We start from the raw sequence: 8,726 nt of genomic DNA on the forward strand, positions 1-8,726 counted from the left end.
CGGTCCGCCCGGCCGGGCCCCAACTCCTGTCGTCCCCACCCGACGGCTGCCAGAGCACCCCAAGAGGACACCGATGTCTTTGATCCGCGGTTCACGCACACCAAGTGCGGCCACACCACACGCAACCCCGCGCGACGCGCTCGGCGAGCTGGACCAGCGCAATCTGCGGCGACTGATGCCGCTGCTGCTGGCCGCCTACATCATGTCGTTCCTGGACCGGACCAATATCGGCCTGGCCAAGGAACGCCTGGAGGTCGACCTCGGCATCTCCGCCGCGGCCTACGGGCTGGGCGCGGGACTGTTCTTCCTCACCTACGCGATCTCCGAGGTGCCCAGCAACCTGATCATGTACCGGGTGGGCGCCCGCTGGTGGATCACCCGGATCATGCTGACCTGGGGCGTCATCTCCGCCTGCATGGCCTTCGTACAGGGCGAAAAGTCCTTCTACGCCATGCGGCTGCTGCTCGGCGCCGCCGAGGCCGGGCTGCTTCCGGGCATCCTGCTCTACTTCACCTACTGGTTCCGCTCCGAGACCCGCGGCAGGGCCATCGGTCTGCTCCTGCTCGGCGCCTCCATCGCCAGCGTCGTCGGGAACCCGCTCGGCGGACTCCTCATGGAGATGGACGGACTCGGCGGCTGGCACGGCTGGCAGTGGATGTTCGTCATCGAGGGGATCCCCTGTCTCTTCCTGGCCATCGCCATCTTCCGGTACCTGCCCGACGGCCCGGCCAAGGCGCCCTGGCTGACGGCGGAAGAGGCCCGACTGGTCCAGGAAGCGGTCACCCGCGAGCAGACCGAGGGTTCCGAGGCGGCCGGTAACGGCTCCGGATCCGGCTCGCTGCTGACGGTGCTGCGCGACAAGCAGATGCTGCTGGCCATCTTCGCCAACTGGACCCACCAGGTCGCCCTGTACTCCGTCGTCTACTTCCTGCCCGGAATCATCGGCGGCTGGGGCGATCTCTCCCCGTTCACCATCGGTCTGCTGACCGGCCTGCCCTGGCTCACCGCGGCCGTCGGCGCCGTACTGGTCCCGCCCCGCGCGACCACGCCCCGGCGCTCCCGCAACTTCGTGGTGGTCGGCCTGCTGATGATGTTCACCGGCCTCATCGTCGCCGCCGTCGCCGGCCCGGTGATCGCCCTGCTCGGCTTCTGCTTCACCGGCCTGGCGTTCTTCGTCGTCCAGCCCCTGCTGTTCAACTTCCCCGCCACCCGGCTCTCGGGCAAGACCCTCGCCGGTGGTCTGGCACTGCTCAACACCATCGGCATCACCGGCGGCTTCGTCGGCCCCTACATCATGGGCTACGCAGAGGACGCCACCGGAAACCACCTGTCCGGCCTGTGGGTCTCCATCGTCCTGCTCGCCCTCGGCGCACTGGCGGCCACGCGGCTGCGCTTCTCCCCCAAGTCCGAATCCTGACGCACCCCGTGGCGTGGATCCCACCGGGTCCGCGCCACGGCGGCGCCGTGGTGTGACGCCCGTCAGGACGACCGTGCTCCGACACCAACGGCACCGCGCGGGCTCTGCGCCGTCGAGGCCCGCCCCGGCTGCTGCACCGGTAGACGAACGTCCCCTAATAGCGAAGAGTCAGGCCGACAATGTTCTGCCCCTGAATGACCTGGGCGTTCTGAGTGCCCCCGCTGACGCTGTTGTTGACCGTCACGGTCGGCACATCCGCTGTTCGAGGGGCGATCTCGTCCAGCAGCAGTCGCAGCTCCTGCGCGGCCGCCGGGTCCGCGCGCAGCGCCCGGCGCATCCTGAGCCGCCACTCGTCCTCGATGTCCGCCGCGGCATCCGGGTCCTCACCGTCGCGGGCCGCGATGAGTCCCTCCCGGGACGCGTCGAGTTCCTCGTCCACGCCATCGGTCTCCTCGCCCCGCGCGAGGAATCGCGCCACTCGTTCCCTCGTCTGCGTCCAGGCGTCCGAGACCATGAGCCCGACCAAGGTCGTCGCACCCGACGCCGCCAGTGCCGCCAACTCCGCTTCCACGATGCCCCCGTTGTCCCGCGGTCACGCCGCGTGCGTGTGAAGTCACTTCTACCGTAGAGAGCGGACGAGCACTTCGGAAGCACGGCCGGGGGTATCGGCTCACCGGAGAACCGGCCGGAGTTCTGCATGGTGGGCATGCGCACTCCCGGCGGCAGAACTGTGGTGTGCCGCGGCATACGCCACTGACCTGCCCCTTCCTGCGGTACGGCGACGCACACACCTCCCCGCCGACACGGAGTTCTTCCGCGACCGCCTCCCGGACAGCCGCCGCAGCGCCCTCGTCTCCGCCACGGCGACGGGCCGCAACGGCCGGCCCGCCGACTGCTTCGGCGAGCGCGCTGCCCTCCCGGGCCCGACGGGCGGCCAGGAGAACCCGAGCCTGGGCCACCCGGATCTTGGGTTCAGCGACCTGGGGGCGGGGGCGATCCACTGAGGTTGTGCCGGTGGTGACCAATGGGATGGGGTGTGAGATGCGGCCGGTGGGACGGGGTGCATTCGATGACCAGGAGGGCGACGTCATCGGCGGGGTGGCCGCCGATGTGGGCGAGCAGATCGCGGTGGATGTGGTGCAGCAGAGCGTCGGGGCTGGTGGTGGGGAAGGAGGCGACTCGTTCGGCGAGTGGGTAGAACGCTCCGGACGGCGAGCGGGCTTCGACGACTCCGTCGGTGTAGAGGACGAGCATGTCACCGCAGGTGAAGGTGAACGGGTCGATGCTGTCGTCCTCGACCGGTCGTTCGCTCACGCCCAGCGGAGGCAGCGGCTGTCGGGCATGCAGGACCGTGACTTGCCGGTCGTGCACCAGCAGAGGCGGGGGATGCCCGCAGTTGATCATCTCGGCGGCCGGCGGGGCGTCGTCGGGGATCTCCAGGACGAGGCAGGTGATGAAGTGCTCGCCGGGGTCGTGCTCGGTGTCCGTCACGTCCTCCAGGTTCCGGGAGACGCTGTCTTCGAGGGCAGTCACCAGCTCGGGGAGGGTGGCATACCGGTGAGCGCCCTCACGGAATGCCCCCAGCACCAGCGAGGCCTCACCGATGGCGGCCAGCCCGTTGCCCCGGACATCGCCGATGACCACCCGGGTCGCGGCATGCGCGGCACGGGCGAACGCAAACAGATCGCCCCCGATCTCGGCCTCGTCCTGCGCGGACATATACAGCCATGCCACCTGCAACGGCCCGATCCGGCGTGGCGGAGGCCGAAGCAGCACCCGCTGAGCCGTCTCCGCCACGGAGCGTGCCAGGCTCAGCGCCCGGTCGCGCCGCTCCCGCACGAACCGCATGAACACCACCAAGGCGGAGAGCACGGCCAGTGCGATGATCTGCGCCAGGCGGTTGGGCGTGGTCAGTCCGTCGAGGGAGACGACGATGAACACCTGGGCCGCCACTGCCAGTACCCCGGCGAGAGCGGCGAGCCGTGTCCCGGCGAGAGCGGCGGTCAGAGCGGGCGCGATGACCAGCAGTGGGCCCAGCTGGACATCGCGACCGGTGTAGATGTCCAACACGGTGATCATCCCGATCAGCACGAACGGGATCGCCACCAAACCACGGCCTGATGGCGGCTCCAGGAGATGATCCCACGAACGTCGCACACCCATATACCCCTTATGCTCCATCGATTACGCACCCCCAGCCAGCCGACGAGCACGAGTCACGCCTTCTCCCAGGGCGTACAGACGCTGGTCGTGCGCTGGACCGGCGAGAAGTTCGTCGCTCAACCGGTTCTCCCAGTGTGTCGGCTTCGGCAACCGCGGCGTCATCGCCGACCACGACCCCGTCGAGCAGGGGAAGGCAATGAAGTTCAACGCGCTGCTCACGAACGCCGTGATCTTCCACAACGCCCTGGACATCGCCGAGATCGTCCGCCGGCTGCCGGAAGAGGGCTGGGAGGTCGCCCCCGAGGACCTGGCGCACGTCTGGCCGTACCTGACCGAGCACCTCCAGCGGTTCGGCGAGCAGTCCACGCACGAGCTCGGCATTCAGCCGGCGGCGTACCACCCGAAGTGGGTGCGGTGAACGTGGCCAGGCGCCCGAGCGGAGCCGTCACGCTCGCCGGCCGGATACCCGGAAGTCCGCGCCGCCGTCAAGGCCGGGGCAGTGGCAGGCCGGGCAGCGGATGGCGCCTCCACCCTCGCGGCTGCCGCTCTGCGGCACTTTCGTGACTCGTACGCGCCCGAGCAGGACGAGGACGGCGATGGCAGCGAGGGCTGACGCACGCTACGGCTGAGCCGGGAACAGGGGCAGACTGACGCCGCGGTCCAGCCGGCTGCTGAACGGCGCCACAGTGGCCTCACCGATGTGCTCGACCAGTCATTCGCCGTCACCGATCTGGACGCGGCGCACCCGTCGATCTCCACGAGCAGTGCGGCGCGTGCCAGTCGCCTGCGGACGTGATCAGCGAAGGCGAACTCACCGGCCTCCCAGGACCGCGTGGGCCACGACCCCCGGGCTGGACCATGATCGACGATCGGCCCGGCGTGGGTCCGTTCCCGCCATGGAATGAACCATCAGGATCATCGGTTGCACGAGAAACAGCCGACAGTCTGTCGTTCCTCTCGGCTTGGAGGAGCTTTCCATGTCTGCAGAACTGGACGGATCCACCGCTCTTGTCACCGGCGCCACCGCTGGTATCGGCCGGGCCATCGCCCTTCGCCTGGCAGCGTTGGGGGCCTCGGTCGTCGTCCACGGGAGGGACGAGCAGCGAGGTGCCGCGACCGTCGAAGAGATCGCTGCCGCAGGCGGGAAGGCAAGGTTCGTCGCTGCGGATCTGAGTAGTTCTGAGGATGTCCTGCGTCTTGCCGCCGAGGCAGGCGAAGTGGACATTCTGATCAACAACGCCGGTATCTACCGGTTCGCCAGTACGCCGGACACCACCGCCGAGATGTTCGACGCCCAGATGGCCGTCAACTCACGCGCGCCAATGCTCCTGGTCGGTGCCCTCGCCCCGGGAATGGCCGCGCGGGGGCGTGGCTCCATCGTGAGTGTGAGTACAGCGGCGGCTACCACGCCGGTGCGGGAATCGGGCGCCTACGGGGCTTCCAAAGCTGCACTCGAACTTCTCACACGAGTATGGGCTGACGAGTTCGGCGCCCAGGGCGTCCGCGTGAACGCCGTGGCCCCGGGCCCCGTCCATACCCCCGGGACGGAGGAGATGGGAGGTGACACCCTCCAGGCGGTCGGGCGAACCACCGTACTGGGGCGGGTCGCGGACCCTGACGAGATCGCGGAAGCGGTTCTGTTCCTTGCCTCCTCCCGCGCCAGCTACATCACCGGCGCCGTTCTTGAGGCACGCGGCGGACAGCTTGCGATCGGCTGACTCCGGGCCGCGATGGGCATGCCAAGCCCGCCCGGATCGCCCTGGGAGCACTCCTTCCCACCGGGCCGGCCCCGTCGCGGCCCGGAGTCAGCCGATCGCAAGAGGCCGCTATCCCAATAGAGAAGCGAGCCTGCGCCATTCCTCCCTCGGGAGCTTGCCCCTGTGGGTGCCGGTGAGCACCTGGAGGGCCACGTGGTCCGCGCCTGCCTGGTGGAAGGTGTCGATGCGGTCGCGGATGCGGTTCTCGTCGCCCCAGGCGAAGACCGCGTCGATCAGGCGGTCGCTGCCGCCCTCGGCCAGGTCGGCCTCGGTGAAACCGTGCCGCAGGAAGTTGTTGGTGTAGTTCGGCAGGGTGAGGTACATGGCGAGGGCTTCGCGGGCCAGGGCGCGGGCCCGGGCCGGGTCGGTCTCCAGGACCACCTTCAGCTCCGGGGCGAGCAACGGGCCCTCGCCGAGGATCTCGCGGGCCTGGGCGGTGTGTTCGGGCGTGACCAGATAGGGGATGGCGCCGGCCGCCCGCTCGCCGGACAGCTTCAGCATCTCCGGGCCCAGCGCGGCCAGCACTCTGCTGTCGGCGGCGACGCCGGCCTCGTCCAGCTCGTCGAGGTAGCCGGTCATCGCCGCGTACGGGCGGCTGTAGTCCTTCACCAGCGGGCCGTGGCTCACGCCGAGACCCACCAGGTAGCGGCCGGGGTGCGCCGATTCCACCTCGGCGTAGCCGGCCGCGGTCGTGGCGGCCTCCTGCTGCCAGATGTTCAGGATGCTGGTGCCGACGAGGATGCGGCGCGTCGCCCCGATCAGCGGGGCGGCATGGTCGGCGGTGCTGTTGCTGCCGAGCCAGATGGCGCCGTACCCGAGTTCCTCCAGCTCGGCCGCGGCCTCGTCCAGTTCGCCGCGCCGGGCCGGGTCCTCCGAGCGCAGTTCGACGCTCCAGGCGCCGTACCGGCCGGCTCGCTGCTTCAGGGGGACTGTGGTGTCGCTCATCGGGTGTTCCCTCCGGGTGGCAGGCTGTGCCGTGATCATCACGTCTCCAGCCACTGCCGACCAGAGGGCGTCCCGGGTCGATTCCCGCCGTTCCCTCAGTCGGTCGGACGGCCCGTAGGACGTCGAACACCCACGAGCCCGCCACCGCGGTGGCGGGCTCGTGCGTTTCGTCGGGCTGGTCGTCCACGGTCCGGCGATCAACCACAGGATGAGCGCGGCGTCGAGATCTTGCGAGTAGCGGTGCGCGACCGAGATTCCGCGGCGGCCGGTCTGTTCCGGCCTCGGTACTGGTGGGCTCGCATATTGAGGTGTCGCGTATTCGCCGGCCGGGGCGAGCAATAAGGGTGTTTCCCAGAGAAATCCCCCATGGTGGTCCGGCGTGATGGTTGCAGACGAGTGCCCCAGCCACCTGGCCGGTGTCACCACGGACTCCCCCCTCAAGGACGATCGAGGTGTACGTGTGCCTCAGCACGTGGAAGCCGTCCCCGCGCTCCGCCTGCCACTGCCGCGGCTTCGCACACTCGTCCACCTCAAAGCCGCCCCGAAAGAGGTCGGCCTCACCCCCGGCTTCACGGGGGACATGACGGGCATCGGCCACCACGGAACCTGCGACCTGGAGCTGCAACTGCGCGGGCAACGGCGTCCGCGACGGGGGTGGATCCTGCGGTGGGTTCGAGGATGCGGCGGCGGATGCCGGACCGGCACACGAGTTCCGCGAGGACGGGGCGATGTCGTCGCGGGGGACGTCGGCGTAGTCGATGGCCTGTCCGATGCGCTGCCGCTGCCCGGCTCCGCAGAAACCCGCCGGGCCTGACCGCAGGCGCGCGGAACAGCGCAATCCTGAAAGGCGCCCGCCGGCCTTCAGTACGGTCCTCGAAGCAGTCTCGACGCGCCTGTCATAGTGGCCCCGCGCACACCCGGCCAGAGAACTATGGTGTCCCACCACATACGCCCCTGACCTGCCCCTTCCTACGGTGTGGCGACACGGAACCGTCCCCGCCAACCGTCCGGAAGTGGTACCCATGGCCGCCCCAGCAACCTCTCCGCCAGCCCCCTCGAACCTCAAGCGCATCGTCGCCGCAAGCCTCGTCGGCACCACCATCGAGTGGTACGACTTCTTCCTGTACGGGTCAGCCGCCGCGCTGGTCTTCAACAAGCTGTTCTTCCCCGAGTCCGACCCGCTCGTCGGGACTCTCCTGTCCTTCCTCACCTACGCGGTCGGCTTCGCCGCCCGGCCGCTCGGTGCCCTGGTGTTCGGGCACTACGGCGACCGGCTCGGGCGCAAGAAGCTGCTGGTGCTCAGTCTGCTGATGATGGGCGGGGCGACGTTCGCGATCGGGCTGCTGCCGACGCATGCCACGGTAGGGGCCGCCGCCCCCGTGCTGCTCACCGTCCTGCGGCTGGTGCAGGGTTTCGCGCTGGGGGGCGAGTGGGGCGGGGCCGTACTGCTTGTTTCGGAACACGGGGACGCCGAGCGGCGCGGCTTCTGGGCCTCCTGGCCGCAGACGGGTGCGCCTGCCGGGCAGTTGCTCGCCACCGGGGTGCTGTCCGCGCTCACCGCGCTGATGTCGGACTCCGCCTTCGGGGCGTGGGGCTGGCGGATCCCCTTCCTGCTCTCCGGTGTCCTGGTGATCATCGGTCTGTGGATTCGTCTTTCTGTCGATGAGTCGCCGGTCTTCAAGGCCGCGATGGCGCAGGCCGAGGAGCGGAAATCGGCTGCCGGGGCGGCCGAGAAGATGCCGCTCGTGGCCGTGCTGCGGCACCACTGGCGCGATGTGCTGATAGCCATGGGCGCCAGGATGGCGGAGAACATCAGCTACTACGTGATCACGGCGTTCGTGCTCGTCTACGCGACCACGGCTGCGGATCTGAGCAAGCAGACGGCGCTCAACGCGGTGCTCATCGCCTCGGCCGTCCACTTCGCGGTCATTCCGATGTGGGGTGCGCTGTCGGACCGGGTCGGGCGCAAGCCGGTCTATCTGGTCGGCGCGGTCGGGGTCGGGCTGTGGACGTTCCCGTTCTTCGCGCTGATCGACACCCGGAACTTCGGCAGTCTGCTGCTCGCCGTCACCGTGGGGCTCTTCTTCCACGGCGCGATGTACGCACCGCAGGCGGCCTTCTTCTCGGAGATGTTCGCGACCCGGATGCGGTACTCGGGCGCTTCGATCGGCGCGCAGTTCTCGTCGGTCGCGGCCGGTGCCCCGGCACCGCTCATCGCCACCGCGCTGCTCGCGGACTTCGACAGCTCGGTGCCCATCTCGCTGTACGTCATCGCCGCGGCGCTCATCACCCTGCTCGCGGTCGGGTGTGCCAAGGAGACCCGGCACCGGGATCTCACGGACATCGAGGGCGAGGCAGCCGCCCCGGACGCCTCCGGGGCGCTGCCGGCCGACGCCCGTACCGTCTGAGTCCGGACCTCGTCCGCCGGGCGGGCCGGGAGACCG

The 8,726-nt window shown here is 69.5% G+C and carries 7 protein-coding genes; 4 read left to right on the forward strand and 3 right to left on the reverse strand.

The genetic code is table 11. The features are described from left to right. Nucleotides 1-73: 73 nt before the first annotated feature. Nucleotides 74-1,417: an MFS transporter gene (locus ACFVH0_RS40135; RefSeq protein WP_385828375.1), complete on the forward strand. Its 1,344-nt coding sequence runs from the start codon at nucleotides 74-76 to the stop codon at nucleotides 1,415-1,417. Between the two features lie 154 nt (nucleotides 1,418-1,571). Here ACFVH0_RS40135 and ACFVH0_RS40140 read toward each other — a convergent pair whose 3' ends face one another. Further along, the gene (locus ACFVH0_RS40140; protein ID WP_385828376.1) at nucleotides 1,572-1,988 is read right to left on the reverse strand and encodes a hypothetical protein; all 417 of its coding nucleotides are present in this window, start codon (nucleotides 1,986-1,988) and stop codon (nucleotides 1,572-1,574) included. A gap of 401 nt (nucleotides 1,989-2,389) precedes the next feature. Then, nucleotides 2,390-3,523 (reverse strand): PP2C family protein-serine/threonine phosphatase, encoded by a 1,134-nt coding sequence (locus ACFVH0_RS40145; RefSeq protein ID WP_385828377.1) that lies wholly within the window; start codon nucleotides 3,521-3,523, stop codon nucleotides 2,390-2,392. 73 nt (nucleotides 3,524-3,596) lie between these two features. Here ACFVH0_RS40145 and ACFVH0_RS40150 point away from each other — a divergent pair, with 73 nt between their 5' ends. Next, on the forward strand, nucleotides 3,597-3,998 hold the full coding sequence (locus ACFVH0_RS40150; protein WP_385828381.1) for a Tn3 family transposase: 402 nt from the start codon (nucleotides 3,597-3,599) through the stop codon (nucleotides 3,996-3,998). A 559-nt stretch (nucleotides 3,999-4,557) separates the two neighbouring features. Further along, nucleotides 4,558-5,298 carry an SDR family NAD(P)-dependent oxidoreductase gene (locus ACFVH0_RS40155; RefSeq protein ID WP_385828378.1) on the forward strand — a complete coding sequence of 247 codons (741 nt, stop codon included), beginning with the start codon at nucleotides 4,558-4,560 and terminating at the stop codon, nucleotides 5,296-5,298. Between the two features lie 108 nt (nucleotides 5,299-5,406). Here the strand turns inward: ACFVH0_RS40155 and ACFVH0_RS40160 are convergent, their stop codons facing one another. Further along, complete coding sequence (locus tag ACFVH0_RS40160; protein WP_385828379.1) at nucleotides 5,407-6,282, reverse strand: LLM class F420-dependent oxidoreductase; 876 nt, start codon at nucleotides 6,280-6,282, stop codon at nucleotides 5,407-5,409. A gap of 1,022 nt (nucleotides 6,283-7,304) precedes the next feature. Here ACFVH0_RS40160 and ACFVH0_RS40165 point away from each other — a divergent pair. Beyond that, nucleotides 7,305-8,690: an MFS transporter gene (locus tag ACFVH0_RS40165; RefSeq protein WP_385828380.1), complete on the forward strand. Its 1,386-nt coding sequence runs from the start codon at nucleotides 7,305-7,307 to the stop codon at nucleotides 8,688-8,690. Nucleotides 8,691-8,726 lie beyond the last annotated feature (36 nt).

It is taken from the genome of Streptomyces sp. NPDC127117 (assembly GCF_042677325.1).
Lineage (GTDB): Bacteria > Actinomycetota > Actinomycetes > Streptomycetales > Streptomycetaceae > Streptomyces.